The following is an 18,044-nucleotide window of genomic DNA, read 5'->3' as shown; positions in this document are numbered from 1 at the left end:
CGTCGACGGGGATTCCCTTTTGTTGATCGCTTTTTCTTCGCCTTTGGGGGGGGGGGGCTTCCTCGGGGGACAGAGGGGGGGGGGGGGGGGGGCCCCCCCCCCCCCCCCCCCCTCCCCCCCCCCCCCCCACCGCCCCGCTCGCGCGGCCCCTGACTACGCTCGCGAGCCCGGCAAGATCCGAAAGACAGGCCCCAGACGGGAGAACAGTGACGGCTGTGCCGACGACCACGGCGCCGGACCTGCTGCCGGGCGCCGGAGCGCGCGGCGGTCCCGAGGACGACACCGGTTCCCCGATCGCCGATTCCCGGTGCGCCGGTACCCCGCACACGGTGTGCCCGAACGCCGCGTCCCCGAACGCCGCGTCCCCGAACGCCGGTTCCGGGGGCGCCGATACCCCGGACGCCGGGTCCCCGCGCGCCGCCCTCCCGCCCGGCGGCTCCCCGCGCCGCCCCGGCCCCCGGCCCGGCCGTCCCGGCCCCCGCACCGGCCCGCGCACCGGCCCGCGGGGCCGTTTCCGGTACAGGCCGCGACGCCGTACCCGCCTCCTCCTCGCGGCCCTCTCCGCCGTACTCGCCGTCCCGTTGGTGACCGCAGCCCGCCAGTCCCGGGACTTCCCCTTCGACGACCGCCTCACCGTGCACACCACCGCGGCGCCAGGACCCACCGCACAGGAGCCGGACCTGCGCACGGCGGGCCCCCGCGTCGAGGCGCGCGACCCGGGCTCGGGCACGCTCCGCTGGGTCCATGAGCGCACCGGCAGCCGCCCGCTCGCCCTCGCCGCGGGGCCCGGCCACGCCTTCGCCCTCTGGAGCGACGGCCTGGTCACCGACACCGAGCGCGTCACCGGCTCCGCCGTCCGCTGGCATCGCGCCCTGCCCGGTCTCGCCGACTGGCTGGCCGCGGGGCCCGGCCGCGCGGCGGGGGTCCTCCAGCCCCTCGCACCCGGCTCGCGCATGCTCGCCGTCGTCACCCCGCAGCGCATCGTCGCCTTCCGCGCCGGCGACGGCGATCTGCGCTGGGTGCTGCCCGCCGCCCGCGGCTGCGCCTTCGATCCGGGGCGGTACGTCCGTACGGCCGGGATCCTGCTGGTCGCCCAGCCCTGTCCCGGGCACACCGACTGGACCGCCGAGCTGATGGCGGTCGACGACCTCGGCCGGATCGTGCCGGGCCGCACCCCGCTCCGCAACGACCTCCGCGACGACCCCCGGCACGATCTCCGGGGCGCTCCCCGGAACGAGCCCCCGAGCGGTGTCCCGGAAGAGTTCCCGGACCATCGTCCGGGAGACCGGCCAGAGAAAGCAGTTGCGCGACCCCGTTAGACTGACCCGTATGGCATTTCTCCTTGTGCATTAGCCGGCGTCGAAGAATCTCCTCCGCCTGCCCTCTTCCGCCGTCCATACCGCCCTGGAGTCTTTCCGTGATCACCGCAACCGGCGTAGAGCTGCGCGCCGGCGCCCGTGTCCTCATCGAGTCCGCCTCATTCCGTATCGCCAAGGGCGACCGCATCGGTCTGGTCGGCCGCAACGGAGCCGGCAAGACGACGCTCACCAAGTGCCTCGCGGGCGAGGGCGTCCCCGCCGCCGGCACCATCACCCGCTCGGGCGAGGTGGGCTATCTGCCGCAGGACCCGCGCACCGGCGACCTCGGCGTTCTCGCCCGGGACCGCATCCTCTCCGCGCGCGACCTGGACTCCGTGCTGAAGAAGATGCGGGAGAACGAGGACCGGATGGCGAACGGTCAGGGCGCCACCCGCGAGAAGGCGATGAAGAAGTACGAGCGCCTGGAGACGGAGTTCCTCACCAAGGGCGGGTACGCCGCCGAGGCCGAGGCCGCCACCATCGCCGCCGCGCTCGGGCTGCCCGACCGGGTGCTCGGCCAGCCCCTCCATACGCTCTCCGGTGGTCAGCGCCGCCGCGTCGAGCTGGCGCGCATCCTCTTCTCGGACGCCGACACCCTGCTGCTCGACGAGCCCACGAACCACCTCGACGCGGACTCGATCGTCTGGCTGCGCGAGTACCTCAAGACGTACCGCGGCGGCTTCATCGTCATCTCCCACGATGTCGAACTGGTCGAGACCGTCGTCAACAAGGTCTTCTACCTGGACGCCAACCGCTCGCAGATCGACGTCTACAACATGGGCTGGAAGCTCTACCAGCAGCAGCGCGAGGCCGACGAGAAGCGCCGCAAGCGCGAGCGCGCCAACGCGGAGAAGAAGGCCTCGGCCCTGAACTCGCAGGCCGACAAGATGCGCGCCAAGGCCACCAAGACCGTCGCCGCGCAGAACATGGCCCGTCGCGCCGAGCGGCTGCTGTCCGGTCTTGAGGAGGTGCGCCAGTCCGACAAGGTCGCCAAGCTGCGCTTCCCCGAGCCCGCGCCCTGTGGCAAGACCCCGCTGACGGCCGAGGGGCTGTCGAAGTCGTACGGCTCCCTGGAGATCTTCACCGATGTCGATCTCGCCATCGACAAGGGCTCCCGGGTCGTCATCCTCGGCCTCAACGGCGCGGGCAAGACCACGCTCCTGCGGCTGCTGGCCGGGGTCGAGAAACCGGACACCGGGCAGGTGACCCCCGGGCACGGTCTCAAGCTCGGCTACTACGCGCAGGAGCACGAGACCCTCGACCCGGACCGCTCCGTCCTGGAGAACATGCGGTCCTCCGCCCCCGACCTCGATCTGGTCCAGGTCCGCAAGACCCTCGGCTCCTTCCTCTTCTCCGGGGACGATGTCGACAAGCCGGCCGGGGTGCTCTCCGGTGGTGAGAAGACCCGGCTGGCGCTGGCCACCCTGGTCGTCTCCTCCGCGAACGTGCTGCTGCTCGACGAGCCGACGAACAACCTGGACCCGGCCAGCCGCGAGGAGATCCTCGGCGCGCTCCGCACGTACAAGGGAGCGGTCATCCTCGTCACCCACGACGAGGGCGCGGTCCACGCGCTGGAACCGGAGCGGATCATTCTGCTGCCCGACGGGGTCGAGGACCTCTGGGGAGCGGACTACGCGGATCTGGTCGCGCTCGCCTGAGCACCCCCGCCCCGAGTCTCCGAGCACCCCGTCGCCGGCCCGAGCACATGATCCACGCGCGTGATCGACTCCATATGGATCATTTCGGCTCAACAGTGATCCCTCATCTGTGTGAGTGCGTCTCGTATCACGGCGTGGTGCGTGACGGATCGGGACGGCCGCACCATGATCCGCGCCGGCTCCGGCGCGCAGGCCCTGACCTGGCACTTCGCCCGGAGCTTTGGGCAAAGGTGCCGGTGATCATGTAGGGAATACGCGATTCCGGTCGTGCTCGAAGCCTGGAGCCGGGCAAAGCTTGTCGTGCGGACCTTGCCGAATGGGTGGCCAGGAAGCCCGCGAGGGGTGATCATGAGAAGTCCAGAGCGCACTTCCCATGAGGAGGCACGGGTGGCCGAGACTCTGAAGAAGGGCAGCCGGGTAACCGGCGCCGCGCGCGACAAGCTCGCGGCAGACCTGAAGAAGAAATACGACAGCGGTGCGAGCATCCGGGCGCTGGCCGAGGAAACCGGCCGCTCCTACGGATTCGTCCACCGCATGCTCAGCGAGTCCGGAGTCACGCTGCGGGGACGCGGCGGAGCGACGCGAGGCAAGAAGGCCGCATCGGCCTGACGACCGAGCGCGACTCCTCCTGGCCACCGGTTCGGATGGTGGCCACCCGAGGCGATCGGACGATCGCCCAGGTGGTTACTGTGCAGTCACTTAGCTTGGTTTCCCTGACTGCCCGAACCGGAGGCGCCCCATGACTTCGCTCGAATCAGTACTCGACAAGGACGGCGTACGGCTCACCATCGAGGACGCGGTTGCCACGGTCACACTGACCAACCCGGCGAAGCGCAACGCCCAGTCTCCCGCTCTGTGGCGGGCGTTGACGGAAGCCGGAAGGTCACTGCCGGGCAGCGTGCGGGTCGTCGTACTGCGGGGCGAGGGCAAGTCCTTCTCCGCGGGACTCGACCGGCAGGCGTTCACCCCCGAGGGGTTCGACGGCGAGCCGTCCTTCCTGGATCTCGCGCGGGAATCCGACGAGGACCTCGACGCGGCCATCGCCGGGTATCAGGACGGGTTCGTCTGGCTGCGCCGTCCCGACATCGTGTCGATCGCGGCCGTTCAGGGGCATGCGATCGGGGCCGGCTTCCAATTGGCCCTCGCCTGTGACCTGCGAGTCGTCGCGTCCGACGTACAGTTCGCCATGCGCGAGACGAGCCTCGGCCTGGTCCCCGACCTCACCGGCACCCACCCCCTGGCCGGACTGGTCGGCTACGCCCGCGCGTTGGAGATCTGCGCCACGGGCCGCTTCGTACAGGCCGAGGAGGCGGAGCGCACGGGGCTCGCCAACCTGGTGGTGCCCGCCGACGAACTCGACGCGGCGGCAAGCGATCTGGCGGGCGCGCTGCTGGCCGCGCCACGGGACGCGCTGATCGAGACGAAGGCGCTCCTCCAGGGCGCGTCCGGCCGTACCTTCGAGGCCCAGCGTGCCGCCGAGCGCGCCGCACAGAGCCGCCGGCTGCGGGACCTGGCGGGCCTCGCCGACTGACGGGCCCGGCATACGGGCCCTGTCCGTGCGGAGACTCATGGGTCCGTCCGCGCGGACCGCCGGCCCTGCCCGCGCGCCCTCGCGGGGTCTCGCCGCGCCGCTGTCTCATCCTTCCGGCCCACCGCCGTGATCAGTACGGCCACCGAGGGCGCGCCAGGCAGCGCCGCCGCGAGCCGCGCCCGAACCGCCCGCGCCACCTCCAGCGGGCGGTGCCCGGCAGCCGTCGCCATCTCCACCCGTACATGCCCCCCGGTGGCGGCCGCCGCGCCGCCCAGCGTCCTGGTCGGATACGCGACGCCCGGGACCGCCGACGCCAGCGACTCCGGCTCACCCTCCGGGGCGGCGGCCCGTACCGCGGCCGGCCGTCCCCCGTCCGGCCCAGCGCCCGCCGCGATCCCGGCCGGTGGTCCCTCCGCGGCCTCCCCGGAGGGACCGAGCAGGGCCGTCACGCGCAGATCGACTTCCGCGACCCGTAGCCCCAGCCGCTCCGTCGCACAGGCGAACAGCACCTCGCGCAGCCGCTCCGCCACGGCGGGCAGCGGCTCGGCGGGACCCGCGGCGAACTCCCCGTCGATACGCAGCGGACCGGGCGGCAGCGCGCTGGGCGGGGGCGGCACGGCGGGCCGGCCGGCTCCTTCCGGATCGGCCAGGGAGAGCCGCAGCCGCCCCAGCACGGCACCCGTCACCTCCGCGGCGGCCAGCCGCAGTTCGTCCGCCGCCGCGCGCTCCGACAGCCACGCGCCGTCCCGCGGCCCGCCCAGCGGCAGCAGCCTGCCCAGGCCGAGTTGTTGTCGTACCGCGGCCGTCCATCCGTCGGTGCCGAGCCCATCGGAGCTGTGCGCAGTCGTCATTCCTCCAGCCTGCCGTATCCACGCGGCGGGATGCGGCAAGCGCACCTAATGTGGGCAGCGGAGTCCACCACCGCCCGGGAAGGAACGAATGGCGATGTCAGACACCGCACCCCGTAACCAGTCCGCGCCGTCAGGCAGGAAGCCGTCGGCCGACGAGGGGGGAAGCAGCCCCGTCACCAAGCGCGGCGGCGGGCCCCCCGCCTCCCGTGGCCGTACCACCATCGCCGACGGCGTGGTGGAGAAGATCGCCGGGCTCGCGGCGCGCGACGTCCTCGGCGTGCACGCCCTGGGCAGCGGGATGTCCCGCACGTTCGGCGCCGTGCGCGACCGGGTCCCCGGCAGCACCAAGTCCGTCAGCCGCGGCGTCAAGGCCGAGGTCGGAGAGGTACAGACGGCGCTCGACCTGGAGATCGTCGTCGACTACGGAGTCTCGATCACCGAAGTCGCCGCCGTCGTAAGGGAGAACGTCATCGCGGCGGTCGAGCGGATGACGGGACTTGAGGTCGTCGAGGTCAACATCGCGGTCAGTGACGTGAAGCTGCCCGACGAGGAAGATGACGAAGAGTCGGACACCCGGCTCCAGTAACGTCCGTATGTGGCGTGAGGCACCGTACGCGACCGGCAGCGCAGTGGAAGAGGAGCGGCACATGAGCATGGCGGTGGTCGGCCTGTTGGCCGGTATGGCGCTCGGATTCGCCGGATACTTCGGCGGCTTCGGAGCCTTTGTGCTGGTGGCCGCGCTGGGTGTGATCGGGTTCGTGGCCGGGCGCTTCCTGGACGGCGATCTCGAACCCGGCGACCTCTTCCGCAGCCGCGACCGCGACGACCGGCGGCGGTGACGCGCGTGGCCGTTGAACGGGTGGCGGCCGGCGAGCGCGGAGCGACCACGATCGCCGACCGGGTCATCGCGAAGATCGCCGCACAGGCGGCCCGGGAAGCGCTGGACCGCGTACCGGAAGGCGGCGCCGCGCCGCACGCCACCGTCACGGTCCGCCACGACAGCGCGCGGGTGCGGATCGGTGTGGAGCTGGAGTATCCGACCGACATCGGCCGGCAGTGCGGCGCCGTACGTCTCAGCGTCGTCCAGCGGATCAGGGCGTTGGCGGACATGGACGTGCCGGAGGTGGTGGTGCGGGTGGAGCGGCTGTACTCCGACCGGTCGGGACTCGCGGCGCGGGGGAGGCTCCGATGAGCGTGCCCGCGCCCGAGGGGGCCGGCGGCGTACGGGAAAGGGACCCGTCGGACCCCGGCGCGCCGCACGAGCCCAGGCCCACGCTGTCGGACGACGACGGCCGACGGGCCGGACGCTTCTGGTCGACGCGCCGGATCCCCGCGGCGCTGGCCGCGCTGGTCGTTCTCGGCGCGGCGGGGCTGCCGCTCTACGACATCGCGGCGGTACGGGCCGGTCAGCGCGCGATGTACTGGCGCCGCGCACTCGCCGACCAGCTGGCCAGGCAGCCGCTCGACGAGCCCTGGGTGCTGGTCGCCGCCTGCGTCGCGATGGCGCTCGGACTGTGGCTGCTCGTGCTCGCCCTCACCCCCGGCCTGCGCGGACTGCTGCCCATGCGCCGCCACTCCCCGCTGGTACGGGCCGGCATCGACCGCGTCGCCGCCGCGCTGACGCTGCGCGACCGGGCCATGGAGGTCTCGGGCGTGCAGTCCGCGCGGGTACGGGTGAGCCGCTCCAAGGTGAAGGTGCGGGCCCTCTCGCACTTCCGTGAACTCGACGACGTACGGGACGACCTGGACAGGGCGCTCCGCGCCGGCATCCGCGAACTGGGCCTCGACCGGGCGCCCGCGCTGACGATGCGTGTCCGCAGGCCCGTCAAGAAGAGGTGAGGTGACGGCGATGATCCGGGTCGTCAACCGCGTACTGCTGGCCCTGCTCGGTCTGGCGCTGCTCTGCGCCGGGGGCGGCGTGCTGGCGCGCGGGCTGGACTGGGCGGTGCCGTCCTGGTGGCCGTGGAGCGGCCGGCACGATGTGCTGCTGAGCCGTGCCGACCGCGAGCGCTGGCGCGATCAGGGCTGGTGGTGGCCGGTCGTCATCGCGGCCCTGGCGGTGCTGGTCGTGCTGGCCCTGTGGTGGTTCCTCGCCCAGCTGCGCCGGGCCAGGATGGCGGAGGTGCTGGTCGACAGCGGCGACGGCGAGGGCGCGTTGCTGCGCGGGCGGGCGCTGGAGAGCGCTGTCGAGGACGACGCGGAGTTCCTGGACGGTGTGGCCCGCGCCCGCGTACGCCTCACGGGCCGCCGCACCGCCCCGTCCGCCCGCGTACGTCTCCTCATGGAGCCCCACGCGGCACCGGGCGGCACACTGAACCTGCTGACGGCGGAGGCGCTGGAGCGCGCGCGGCGGTCGGCCGGGCTGCGGGAGCTGCCGGCGGAGGTGCGGTTGCGTGCGGTGAGGCATGGGGCGGAGAGGGTGAGCTGACGGCCCGTGCGCCGCGGCGCACGGGCCCGGGACAGGACCGGGACGGGTCCGCCCGAGCCCGTACGTACGCGTCAGAAGCCGTGCCGCGCGCCGCCGTCCACCGGCAGCATCACCCCGGTCAGATACGACGCCGCCGGCGACAGCAGGAACGCCGCCGTCTTCCCGAACTCCTCCGGCCTCCCGTACCGCCGCAGCGGAATCCGGGACGCGTTCGCCGCCCGCGCCGTCTCCGCGTCGCCCGACAGCGCGTCGAGTTCCCGGACCCGGTCCGTGTCGATACGCGCCGGCAGCAGGCCCAGCACCCGGATCCCGCGCGGGCCGACCTCGTTCGCCAGGGACTTCGCGAAGCCGGCCAGGCCCGGCCGCAGGCCGTTGGAGATGGTGAGGCCGGGGACCGGCTCGTAGACGGACGAGGACAGCACGAGTCCGATGACCCCGCCCTCGTCCAGCTCGGCCGCCGCCTCGCGGGCGACGCGTACCGCGCCCAGGAAGACGGACTCGAACGCCGTCCGCCACTGCTCGTCCGTGTTGTCCGCGGCGGACCCCGGCGCCGGGCCGCCGACACTGATCAGGACGCCGTCGAAGCGGCCGAACCGCTCCCTGGCCGTGGCGATCAGCTGTCCCGCGACCGCCGGATCGGCGTTGTCGGCGGCCACCCCGTACGCGCCGGGGCCGATCTCCGCGGCGGCCTCGGCGACACGCTTCTCGTCGCGGCCCGAGATGACGACCTTCGCCCCGTCCGCGGCGAGCGCCTCCGCCGCCGCGCGGCCCAGCCCTCGCGATCCGCCGGTGACAACGTATACGCGGTCTTTCAGTCCAAGATCCATGGTCCTATCCTGCCGTGCCGGCCCCGGCGAGGGTCAACGCGGTCACCACCAGCCCGATATGGCTGAACGCCTGCGGGTAGTTGCCGAGTTGCCGCCGCGCCACCGGGTCGTACTCCTCCGCCAGCAGCCCGACGTCGTTGCGCAGCGCGAGAAGCCGCTCGAACAGCTCCGTCGCCTCCTCCGTACGCCCCGTCATATGGAGCGCGTCGACCAGCCAGAACGAGCAGACCAGAAACGTTCCCTCACCGCCCGGCAGCCCGTCCACCGAGGGCCCCGTCGAGCTGTAGCGGCGCAGCAGGCCGCCGTGCCCCAGCTCGGCCCGTACCGCGTCGACCGTGCCGACGACCCGCGGATCGTCCGGCGGCAGGAAGCCGACCCGGGGGATCAGCAGCGTCGCCGCGTCCAGGTCGGCGGAGCCGTAGGACTGCGTGAAGGTGTTCCGCTCCGCGTCGAAGCCCCGTTCGCACACTTCCCGGTGCACTTCGTCCCGCATCGCGCGCCAGCGCCCGACGTCCCCGCTGAGCGACGGATTGTCCTCCAGCGTCCGTACGGCCCGGTCGGCGGCGACCCACGCCATCACCTTGGAGTGCACGAAGTGCTGGCGCGGCCCGCGCACCTCCCACAGGCCTTCGTCCGGCTCGCGCCACTTCGACTCCAGGAAGCCCAGCAGACTGAGCTGGAGGTTCCAGGCGTGCGGCTGCGCCGGGAGACCCGCCGTGCGCGCCACATTGAGCGAGTCCATCACCTCGCCGTACACATCCAGCTGGAGCTGGTCGACCGCGTTGTTGCCGGTACGGACGGGCGCGGAGTTCGCGTACCCCCGCAGCCACGGCAGTTCGTTCTCCGGCAGCCGCCGCTCGCCGCCGAGTCCGTACATGATCTGGAGATCGGCCGGGTCGCCCGCGACCGCGCGCAGCAGCCAGTCGCGCCAGGCCGCCGCCTCCTCCAGATAGCCGACCGACAGCAGCGCCTCCAGGACCAGCGTGGAATCGCGCAGCCAGCAGTAGCGGTAGTCCCAGTTGCGTACACCGCCCAGCTCCTCCGGCAGGGAGGTGGTGGGGGCGGCGACGATCCCGCCGGTCGGGCCGTACGTGAGCGCCTTGAGCGTGATCAGGGAACGGATGACGGCCGCGCGGTGCGGGCCGTGGTAGCGGCAGCGCCCCGCCCAGCTCTCCCAGTCCTCCAGACTGCGCGCCAGCGCCACATGCGGATCGACGCGCGGCGGGCGCGGTTTGTGCGACGGGTGCCAGGTGAGGACGAACGCCACCTTCTCGCCCGCGCCGACGGTGAACGACGACCGTGTGCTGTAGTGCTGACCCCAGGTCTTGACCGAGGGCTCGCTGCGCAGCCAGACGGAGTCGGGGCCGGCGATCGCCACGTGATGGGCCCCCTCCCGCCGCACCCAGGGCACCACCGAGCCGAAGTCGAAGCGCAGCCGGATCGTGGCACTCATGTCCACCGAGCCGCTGACCCCCTCCACGATCCGCATGATCTCGGGCGCCCTGTCGCGCTGCGGCATGAAATCGGTGACCTTGACCGTGCCGGTACGGGTCTCCCACACGGATTCCAGCACCAGCGAGTCACCCACATAGGCGCGCCGCGTACATGTACGCCCGCCGGTGGGGGCGAGCCGCCAGTGGCCGTTCTCCTCGCCCCCGAGCAGCGCGGAGAAGCAGGCCGCCGAGTCGAAGCGAGGAAGGCACAGCCAGTCGATGGAGCCGTTCCGGCCGACCAGGGCGGCCGTCTGGAGATCGCCGATCAGCGCGTAGTCCTCGATGTGTTGGGTCACGCCAGGGCTGTTCCCGTACCGCGCGGGCGTTAAGCAGCGGTGTCAGACGGCCGCGGGTTCCTGCGCGGATTCCGCGTCGGCGCCGCTCCGCCCGGCCTTCGCCGCCGCGCGGTCGCGGAGCTCACGGCGTACGAGAATGACATAGCCGACGGGGACGGCGGCGACGAACAGCCACCACTGCACCGCGTACGCCATATGAGGCCCGATCGAACCGTCGTCGGGGTTCGGGATCTGCTCCGGGCCGCCGCCGGCCGGTACGGGGGAGATCTGCTCGATGTAGCCGCCGAGGACGGTACGGCCCAGCCCCTCCTGCTGCCGCGCGCTGTCGATCAGCATGACCTGGCGGGGCGGCAGGTCCCGCAGGTCCTTGATACCGCTGCTCGCCGACGTCTCGTCCGCCTTCAGCCGGCCGGTGATGGTGATCTCGCCCTTGGGCGCCGCCGGGATGTCGGGGAAGGCACGCTGGTCGTCGCCGAAGGGGATCCAGCCGCGGTTCACGATGAGCGCGCGGCCGTCCTTCAGGATGAACGGGGTCAGGACGTGGAAGCCGACCTGGTCGTCGATGGAGGTCCTGCGGCGTACGACGACCTCGTGCGCGGGGTCGAACGTGCCGGTGGCGGTGACACGGCGCCAGTAGTCGGAGCGCGGGACGGTGTGCCCGGGGGCCGTCAGCTCCGTGACCGGGACGGGCTTCGCGTCGAGGTTGCCCGAGATCAGCGCGTTCTGGGCGACCTTGTGCTCATGGCGGTGGTACTGCCAGAAACCCAGCTCGATCATCGCGGGGATGAGGGCGAGGGCGAGGAGGGTGAGGATCACCCACTGCCGGGACAACAGGAAGCGGTACACGCCTTCGACGTTACCCGGCGGGTGCCCGGCGGATCCGGCGGGGGGTGGGTGCGCGCCGCCGCGTCCCTGTCACCCGTCCGAGGACGTGGCGGCGCGGACCGAGGTGGACGCGGGGACCGAAGCCGTCCCCGCGGCGGCGGAAGCGGACGACGCGGCGACGGACGGGACGGGGGAGGCGGGGGAGGCGGGCGCCGGGACGGACGCGCCGGGCGCCGGGACCACGTCACGCAGCAGCTGGGTGAACGCGGCTTCGTCGATGACCGGCGTGCCGTACGACGCGGCCTTGACCGTCTTGGACGTCGACGCCCCCGGGTCGTTCGTCACCAGCAGACTGGTCAGCCGGGACACGCTCGTCGCGACATGCAGCCCCGCCTCCACGGCCCGGTCCTCCAGCAGCTCGCGGTCGACCGAGGTGTCACCGGAGAACGCCACCCGCATCCCCTGCGCCAGCCGCTCGCCCGGTACGTACCGGCCCGGGTTCGGATACGGGCACGGGGGCCGCTTGCGCGAGGGCCGCCAGCTCGTCTGCCGGTACGAGGACTGATAGCCGACCCGGGGCAGCGCCGGGGTGTCCGACCACTCCGTGAGCGGCCGGCACTCCAGCAGCGGGAGCCGTACGCCGCCCCTGGCCGCCGCGTGCAGACTCGGGCGGAACGCCTCGGCCAGCACCCGCGCGTCGTCCAGCGCGTGGTGCGCGCGCTGCTGCACGACACCGAAGTGCGCGGCGAGCGACTCCAGCTTGTGGTTCGGCAGCGGGAGCCCCAGCTCCTTGGAGAGCGCGATGGTGCACAGCCGCTGCCGGGTGGGCGCGGTCCGCTCCGCGCGCGCGTACTCCCGGGCGATCATCGACCAGTCGAAGATCGCGTTGTGCGCCACGAGCACCCGCCCGTCGAGCCGCGCGGCCAGTTCACCGGCGATCTCGGGAAAGAGCGGGGCGCTCTCCAGGACGTCGCTCGTCAGTCCATGGATCCACACGGGCCCCGGGTCCCGCTCCGGATTGACCAGCGTGTACCAGTGGTCCTCGACATCGCCCCGGGCGTCCAGGCGATAGACGGCTGCGGACACTATCCGGTCGTCGCGGGCGAGTCCGGTGGTCTCGACGTCGACGACCGCGTACCCCTCGGGGTAGGCGGTCGGCCATGTCGCTGCGGTCGTATGGTCGTCGAGCATGGTCACAGAGAATACGGGCCGCGACTGACAGTCCCACAGCCCGGTCGGCGAGGACCGGCCACGGCCGGGGGCCGGGCCGTCGTTCCGTCAAGAGCCTTACAGGGGCAGGGGTCTACTCCCAGACGATCCGGCCGGGGGCGAAAGCTTCCTCGCCGCGTACCGGGGTGTCGTCGGTCACCGTGATGACCAGGTCCTCCCGGCCGGCCAGCGGGGACAGGTCGATGGTGCCCTCGCTGTGCGTGCAGACCGTCAGCTGGAGACGCCTCAGCTCGGGGAGTTCTGCCAGCGAATCGAGTCCCCCGGCCAAGGCGCATCCCGTGATGGCGACATCGGTGAGCGAATCCCAGCCGCCGATCCAGTCGAGAGCAAGGGCGTTCACCCACCACAGGCTGAGCGACCGCAAGGGGAGAGGGTGCGGCAGGTCGGCCAGTTCATGGATCTGACGTTCGCCGGAGACAGTCAGTTTCCGGAGCCCCGGCAAGCCGTCGATCCCTTCCATCGCCAGGTGATTGGCCCTCTGGAACAGCATCAGGTTGTCCAGTCGAGGACCGAGGGAAAGCTCCCCGACGCTCCTCGCCGGGACGGCGTAGTCGAGCATCAGACCTGTGATCCGGTCCATCCGCCGCAGCTGGTCGAGACCGACCTCGGTGCGCTCACCACGCAGGAGGAGCACCTGCATGGCCGACTCCACCAGCGGGGACAGATCCCGCAGCGCCGTACAGTCGTTCAGCAGCAGGCCGAAGAGCGAGGGGATGTCCGTCAGCGTGGAGAGGTCCGTCAGCGCCGGATTGTCCGTGAGCGACAGCGTGCTGAGGTCGTCCAGCACACGCAAGGGCGACAGATCGGCGAAGGGGCCGATGAGATCGACGAGACGGACTCCGGGAAGCAGCCGCAGAGCCCGCAGCTGTTCCTCCGTGCGCACGCGGAGATACGAGTCCGACCAGTCCCTCGCGGCCAGCACCGACCGCGCGTAGCGCTCGGTGTCGAACGCTCCCCACGCGAACGACACCTGAGAGCCGACCTCGTCCCTGACGTCCTCCTGGAACCGCGAGATCACCTCCGGCGCGGCATCGCCTCCCACCAGCGCGGCGACGCGTACCACCGCGGCCGCACTCCCCTCGTCCAGCCCCTCCGGCCCCGGCAGCAGCTCCAGCACCAGTTCACCGGCCTTCGCCAGCTCCTCCGCCTCCTCGATCCCCCGTGGCGGAACCAGCTCGCCCGTCCGCTCCTCGATCTCCGTCCTGATCGCCGGATCCAGCTCCGGCGCGTGCTCCAGACAGGCCGCCGCCAGCAGCACCAGCCTGTTCCTGTGGCGCCGCACCTTGTCGGCCCGCCGCAGCAACTGCCGTAGCAGCCGCACCCGTTCGTCCGCCCGCGCGTGCCCGACCGCCATCCGGACCACGTCGTCCCACTGGTCGTCGTGCGCGTGGCGCACCAGCACGCCGAAGTCGCGCGCCTCGACCGCCGCCTTCGCGCCCAAGTAGTCCTGGAAGGTGCGGTGGACGAAGCTGACCGCCCCCGGCACCGGTTCGCGCAGCAGACCGCTGCGGATCAGCAGATGCGCGAACACCTGCTCCGCGTCACCCGCCACCTGGGGCATGGCGGCCAGCCATTCGCCGACCATCTCCACGGCCTCGTCGCGGCCCGCCTCCACCTGGCCGTTGCGGATCAGCCAGTACGCCAGCCGCTGGAGCAGCGCCGTCTGCTCATCGCGCGTCAGGTCGACACCCTCGACGCCCACCACCTCGCGCTCGGTGTCCCGGCGTACGAGCAGCAGGTCCAGGGCGGCGTCGTACAACTCCTTGCGCGCTCGCGGCAGTCGCATCCTGCGGTCGCGGTTCAGTGCGCACAGCAGCGCGCACATCAGCGGATTGGTCGCCAGCCTGCCCAGGTCCCGCCGTCCCGTGACGGCCTGCACGAGAGACCGTTCGTACGTGTCGAGGAGCGCGGCGTCGGGCGGGCATTCCTGGCGTGCCGCGTCGTGCCAGTGGGCGACGAACGCGCGGATGTCGTCCCGTTCCATCGGCAGCAGCGAGTGCGCCGTGAAACCGTGGCCCGTCAGCCAGTCCTCCGGGACCGCCGAGGGGCGTGTCGTCACCACGTACCGCGCCTCGGGGAACGCCGCGATGAGCGAGCGGAGCCAGGTCTCCGTACGGCTGCGCAGCCGCGTCGGGACCTCGTCCACGCCGTCCACCAGCACCAGCGCCCGGCCTCCGGTCAGCAGCCGTTCCGCCCATCCCGCCGGTGCGGAACCGTGCAGCGGCACGCCCGAGGCGCGCAGGAAGTCCTCCGGCAGGGGGAGTTCGTCGGCCGTCGTGAACGCGCGCAGGCGCAGGACGAACGGTACGCACACATTCCAGTCGGCCAGCTCGGGCGGGAAGCCGCGCCGGGCCGCGTTCAGCGCCAGCCACTGCACCAGCGTGCTCTTCCCCGAGCCCGCCGGGCCGCGCAGCACCACCCGGCGGGCTCCGGTCAGGGCCTGCTCCGCCTTGACCGGCCCCCGGCCGGGGGCCGTCGGCAGGCCGAGGTCCTCCCGGTACGGCTGGGGGTCGCCGCCGCTGACGGCGAGGCTGATGTACGCGGTGTCGAGGGGCCACTCGTTGGCGGTCCGGCCCAGCGTCAGTCCGAAGAGCTCCAGCCGCCCCTGGGTCGCCGTCACGAAGTCCGCGTACCGCTGTTCGAAGCCCAGCTCCGCCGCCTCCGGGCGCGGCCCGACCCGGTCCCGTACGTCCTCCACCAGCTCGCGCGTCCGGCCCGCGGCCCGTGTCTGCTCCACCGCGGCCCGCGCCGCGAACGAGGGGTGTGCCGTCAGCTGCTCCACCACATGCGCGCAGCAGAGGCCGAGCAGCTCCAGGTAGAGGTCCTCGCCGGGGCCGGGATGGGCTGTCCGCAGCTCCTCGCGCAGCCGCGCCGGGTCCAGTTCCAGGGCGAAGAGCCGGTCCGGGCCGAGCTCGCCCGCCGCCGCGAAGGCGGACCGTACCGCCTCGACCGCCGCCAGCCGCTCGTTCTCGGGCAGCCGCGCGTGGGCGTCCTTGAGCCGGCGGGCCAGCACCTTCGCCAGCCGGTCGGGCGACGCGGGTTTCGGCAGGGGGCGTACGGGGGCGGCCACGAGGCCCGCGCCCGGCTTCGGGGTCAGCAGCGACTTGGTGATCGCGCCCATGACCGTACCCGCGAGACGTGCCACCACAACTTCCGTGCTCACTGAGCCCGTTCCTCCCCCGTGCGCCGGCCGTGCACAGGATCGTACGGCGCCGCACGGCCTTCCCGTCGGCCCTTACGGACGCGGGCCGCCCCGGAGGACGGCCCGCGCTTCGTACGGCGTTACGGCGTTACGGCGCTCGGTGCTCAGGGCACCCAGCGGCACCAGTGGTTACTTGAGCACCGCCGCCAGGGCGTCGACAAGACCCGCCCCGTAGAAGCCGTTGTAGCGCTTGCCGCCCTCGCAGACGGCGTCGACCTCTCCGTCGCCGTCGATGTCGTACGGCGTCGGGCAGGCGGTGTCGTCGGCCTGGAGCGACAGGAGCGCCTTGATCACCAGCGGCGAGGCGTACGGGTGGGTCGACTTCAGCAGCGCCGCGACGCCCGCGACGTGCGGGGAGGCCATCGACGTACCGCTCATGTAGCCGTACCGGCCGCCGGGCAGCGGGCCGAGGATCGAGCCGCTGACCGCGGGCGGGGCCGGGGTCTGGTACCTCGTGGAGTCGCCGCCCGGGGCCGCGATGTCGACGACACCGAGACCGTAGTTGGAGAACGAGGACTTCAGACCTTTGGCGCCGGTGGCCGCGACGGTCACCACACCCGGCAGCTGGGTGGGGATGTCGAGGCACTCGGACGGGTCGATGACGCGGTCGCCCGGAGTGGTGTCGTTCGGGCTGGACGGGTCGGTGATCGAGTCGGACGCGAGATCGTAGTTCTCGTTGCCCGCCGCGGCGACGTTGACCGCGCCCTTCTTCTCGGCGTACCGGGTGGCCCGGGAGATCGCCTCGACCAGGGCCTTCTGGTCCGGGTCCTTCTTGCAGTTGAAGTACCACGGGTCGGTGTAGTAGCTGTTGTTCGTCACGTCGACGCCGTGCTCGGCGGCCCAGACGAAGCCGCAGACGACGGCCTCGGTGTAGAAGAACCCGGCCGGTGTGGACACCTTGATGCCGGAGACCTTCACACCCGGCGCGACACCGGTGACACCGACGCCGTTCTTGGCGGCGGCTATCTCGCCGGCGACATGCGTGCCGTGCGGGCTCTCGCCCGTGCCCGGCCGCCAGGCGCCCTCGGTCGTGTCCGGCTTGCCGCCGACGCAGTTGACCGAGGCCGCGCGGTCGAAGTTCGGCGCGATGTCCGGGTGGGTGTCATCGACACCCGTGTCGATGACCGCGACAGTGACGTTTCTGCTGCCGAGCGACTTCTCGTGTGCCTTGTCCGCCTTGATGGCGGGCAGGTCCCACTGCAACGGCTCCAGCGGGTCCTGGTCGGCGGCCTTGTTCGCCGCGGCCTTCGCCGTGGCGGCGGCGACCTCCTCGTCGGACAGCACCGTCGGGGCGCCCACGTCCGTCGTGGACTGCGCGGCCATCGGCGCGGTGCGGGTGGCACCGGCCGATTCGACGCCCCTGGCCTTGCGGACGGTCCTCGCGAACTCGGGGTTCTGCGAGGTGACGACTATGACGCCTATCTGGTCATAGGAGGTCACTATCGCGCCGCCCGCCGCGACGATCGCCTTCTTGACCGACGAGACGGTGGAACGTCCGCCGCTGGTGTTGACGACGTAGGACAGCTTCGGGCCGTCCGTCGCGACCGCGGCGGCGGGGACACCGTCCGCCGCCGTCGCGGCCGTGGCCGTACCGGTCGGCAGGAAGCCGAGCGAGACGGTGAGCGCCAGACCTGCGGGCAGAGCGAGCATGCGCCGCCGTCTGGATCCCAGATGAGTCATGGGTTCTCCACATCATCCGTGAAAGAACCGTCCGCGCGCAGGCGTGCGCGTGGACGGGGACATGACCAGTGAAGCTATCGCTGATGATCCCCGGCCATCAATCACTTCCCGAATCATTTTTGGAAGAAACTGGAAGAAAAAGCCCGGTGTTGAACCGCGTCGCCATGCTCTCCGTGCCGTTGTCAGGGGGACCAGCACATCCGCACCCCCTGTGAGGTTGTCCCTGATGCCCCACCCCACCGCACCCGCGTCACGAGGAGATTCCGTGGCTTCCGATGCACCGCCGCCCGTGGGCGGCAAGGTCACCAGCCCAGCCCAGTCAACGCCGGACCGGTCCACGACGCCGCAGCCCACGACGGCCCAGTTCGTCGAGGTGCAGGAGAGCGCGGAATTCGGCGAACTGCGCCGTACGTACCGCTCCTTCGCCTTCCCGCTGACCGTCGCCTTCATCGCCTGGTACCTGCTGTACGTCCTGCTGTCCAACTACGCGGGCGGCTTCATGGGCACCAAGGTCTTCGGCAACATCAACGTGGCCCTGATCCTCGGCCTCGCGCAGTTCGTCACCACCTTCCTCATCGCCTGGTTCTACGCGCGGCACGCGTCGCGCAAGCTCGACCCGAAGGCGGACGTCATCAAGTCGCGCATGGAGGCCGACGCATGAGCCA

The 18,044-nt window shown here is 72.0% G+C and carries 17 protein-coding genes; 10 read left to right on the top strand and 7 right to left on the bottom strand.

Going from position 1 to position 18,044, the window contains the following annotated elements:
• Positions 1-215 precede the first annotated feature (215 nt).
• The 4 genes from ACZ7LS_RS32655 (at position 216) to ACZ7LS_RS32640 (ending at position 4,547) form a co-directional block, all read left to right on the top strand.
• Complete coding sequence (locus ACZ7LS_RS32655) at positions 216-1,319, top strand: hypothetical protein (protein ID WP_385135398.1); 1,104 nt, start codon at positions 216-218, stop codon at positions 1,317-1,319.
• 98 nt (positions 1,320-1,417) lie between these two features.
• Positions 1,418-3,016 (top strand): ABC-F family ATP-binding cassette domain-containing protein, encoded by a 1,599-nt coding sequence (locus ACZ7LS_RS32650; protein ID WP_382674388.1) that lies wholly within the window; start codon positions 1,418-1,420, stop codon positions 3,014-3,016.
• 387 nt (positions 3,017-3,403) lie between these two features.
• A complete protein-coding gene (locus tag ACZ7LS_RS32645) occupies positions 3,404-3,625 on the top strand; it encodes a helix-turn-helix domain-containing protein (RefSeq protein ID WP_006123601.1) in 222 nt (73 codons plus the stop codon).
• 130 nt (positions 3,626-3,755) lie between these two features.
• Complete coding sequence (locus ACZ7LS_RS32640) at positions 3,756-4,547, top strand: enoyl-CoA hydratase/isomerase family protein (protein ID WP_382529093.1); 792 nt, start codon at positions 3,756-3,758, stop codon at positions 4,545-4,547.
• Between the two features lie 35 nt (positions 4,548-4,582).
• Here the strand turns inward: ACZ7LS_RS32640 and ACZ7LS_RS32635 are convergent, their stop codons facing one another.
• Positions 4,583-5,398 (bottom strand): hypothetical protein, encoded by an 816-nt coding sequence (locus ACZ7LS_RS32635; RefSeq protein WP_385135396.1) that lies wholly within the window; start codon positions 5,396-5,398, stop codon positions 4,583-4,585.
• 94 nt (positions 5,399-5,492) lie between these two features.
• Between ACZ7LS_RS32635 and ACZ7LS_RS32630 the strand changes: the two genes are divergently transcribed.
• From ACZ7LS_RS32630 to amaP, 5 genes are all read left to right on the top strand, one after another.
• Positions 5,493-5,984 (top strand): Asp23/Gls24 family envelope stress response protein, encoded by a 492-nt coding sequence (locus tag ACZ7LS_RS32630; RefSeq protein WP_382529088.1) that lies wholly within the window; start codon positions 5,493-5,495, stop codon positions 5,982-5,984.
• Between the two features lie 61 nt (positions 5,985-6,045).
• Positions 6,046-6,237 (top strand): hypothetical protein, encoded by a 192-nt coding sequence (locus ACZ7LS_RS32625; RefSeq protein ID WP_030353762.1) that lies wholly within the window; start codon positions 6,046-6,048, stop codon positions 6,235-6,237.
• The gene (locus ACZ7LS_RS32620) at positions 6,234-6,590 is read left to right on the top strand and encodes an Asp23/Gls24 family envelope stress response protein (RefSeq protein ID WP_382529085.1); all 357 of its coding nucleotides are present in this window, start codon (positions 6,234-6,236) and stop codon (positions 6,588-6,590) included. The genes ACZ7LS_RS32625 and ACZ7LS_RS32620 overlap by 4 nt, the downstream gene beginning before the upstream one ends.
• Positions 6,587-7,237: a DUF6286 domain-containing protein gene (locus tag ACZ7LS_RS32615; RefSeq protein ID WP_382529083.1), complete on the top strand. Its 651-nt coding sequence runs from the start codon at positions 6,587-6,589 to the stop codon at positions 7,235-7,237. The genes ACZ7LS_RS32620 and ACZ7LS_RS32615 overlap by 4 nt, the downstream gene beginning before the upstream one ends.
• A 10-nt stretch (positions 7,238-7,247) precedes the next feature.
• A complete protein-coding gene (gene amaP / locus ACZ7LS_RS32610) occupies positions 7,248-7,826 on the top strand; it encodes an alkaline shock response membrane anchor protein AmaP (RefSeq protein WP_382529176.1) in 579 nt (192 codons plus the stop codon).
• 71 nt (positions 7,827-7,897) lie between these two features.
• Here amaP and ACZ7LS_RS32605 read toward each other — a convergent pair whose 3' ends face one another.
• The 6 genes from ACZ7LS_RS32605 to ACZ7LS_RS32580 all read right to left on the bottom strand — a co-directional run bounded on the left by ACZ7LS_RS32605 (position 7,898) and on the right by ACZ7LS_RS32580 (position 17,379).
• Positions 7,898-8,653, bottom strand: coding sequence for an SDR family oxidoreductase (locus tag ACZ7LS_RS32605; protein WP_385135395.1), 756 nt, complete (start codon positions 8,651-8,653; stop codon positions 7,898-7,900).
• A gap of 4 nt (positions 8,654-8,657) precedes the next feature.
• Positions 8,658-10,442, bottom strand: a complete 1,785-nt coding sequence (locus ACZ7LS_RS32600) for a glycoside hydrolase family 15 protein (RefSeq protein ID WP_382529077.1) — start codon at positions 10,440-10,442, stop codon at positions 8,658-8,660.
• 42 nt (positions 10,443-10,484) lie between these two features.
• Positions 10,485-11,288, bottom strand: coding sequence for an SURF1 family cytochrome oxidase biogenesis protein (locus ACZ7LS_RS32595; protein WP_382674380.1), 804 nt, complete (start codon positions 11,286-11,288; stop codon positions 10,485-10,487).
• 69 nt (positions 11,289-11,357) lie between these two features.
• The gene (locus tag ACZ7LS_RS32590; RefSeq protein WP_382674377.1) at positions 11,358-12,464 is read right to left on the bottom strand and encodes a DEDDh family exonuclease; all 1,107 of its coding nucleotides are present in this window, start codon (positions 12,462-12,464) and stop codon (positions 11,358-11,360) included.
• Between the two features lie 106 nt (positions 12,465-12,570).
• On the bottom strand, positions 12,571-15,660 hold the full coding sequence (locus ACZ7LS_RS32585; RefSeq protein ID WP_385135392.1) for an NACHT domain-containing protein: 3,090 nt from the start codon (positions 15,658-15,660) through the stop codon (positions 12,571-12,573).
• Between the two features lie 168 nt (positions 15,661-15,828).
• Entirely contained in the window at positions 15,829-17,379 is a 1,551-nt protein-coding gene (locus ACZ7LS_RS32580) for a S8 family serine peptidase (protein WP_385135391.1), read from the bottom strand.
• 265 nt (positions 17,380-17,644) lie between these two features.
• Between ACZ7LS_RS32580 and ACZ7LS_RS32575 the strand changes: the two genes are divergently transcribed.
• Positions 17,645-18,040 (top strand): DUF485 domain-containing protein, encoded by a 396-nt coding sequence (locus ACZ7LS_RS32575; RefSeq protein ID WP_382529063.1) that lies wholly within the window; start codon positions 17,645-17,647, stop codon positions 18,038-18,040.
• Positions 18,041-18,044 lie beyond the last annotated feature (4 nt).

The organism is Streptomyces sp. NPDC039430 (genome assembly GCF_055639435.1).
This window is presented reverse-complemented; position numbering and strand designations above follow the sequence as displayed.

Excerpts from the sequence above, each read along its gene's own strand:
- ACZ7LS_RS32640 (WP_382529093.1), top strand. The coding sequence starts at position 3,756 with ATGACTTCGCTCGAATCAGTACTCGACAAGGACGGCGTACGGCTCACC.
- ACZ7LS_RS32635 (WP_385135396.1), bottom strand. The coding sequence starts at position 5,398 with ATGACGACTGCGCACAGCTCCGATGGGCTCGGCACCGACGGATGGACG.
- ACZ7LS_RS32630 (WP_382529088.1), top strand. The coding sequence starts at position 5,493 with ATGTCAGACACCGCACCCCGTAACCAGTCCGCGCCGTCAGGCAGGAAG.
- ACZ7LS_RS32625 (WP_030353762.1), top strand. The coding sequence starts at position 6,046 with ATGAGCATGGCGGTGGTCGGCCTGTTGGCCGGTATGGCGCTCGGATTC.
- ACZ7LS_RS32615 (WP_382529083.1), top strand. The coding sequence starts at position 6,587 with ATGAGCGTGCCCGCGCCCGAGGGGGCCGGCGGCGTACGGGAAAGGGAC.
- amaP (WP_382529176.1), top strand. The coding sequence starts at position 7,248 with ATGATCCGGGTCGTCAACCGCGTACTGCTGGCCCTGCTCGGTCTGGCG.
- ACZ7LS_RS32605 (WP_385135395.1), bottom strand. The coding sequence starts at position 8,653 with ATGGATCTTGGACTGAAAGACCGCGTATACGTTGTCACCGGCGGATCG.
- ACZ7LS_RS32580 (WP_385135391.1), bottom strand. The coding sequence starts at position 17,379 with ATGACTCATCTGGGATCCAGACGGCGGCGCATGCTCGCTCTGCCCGCA.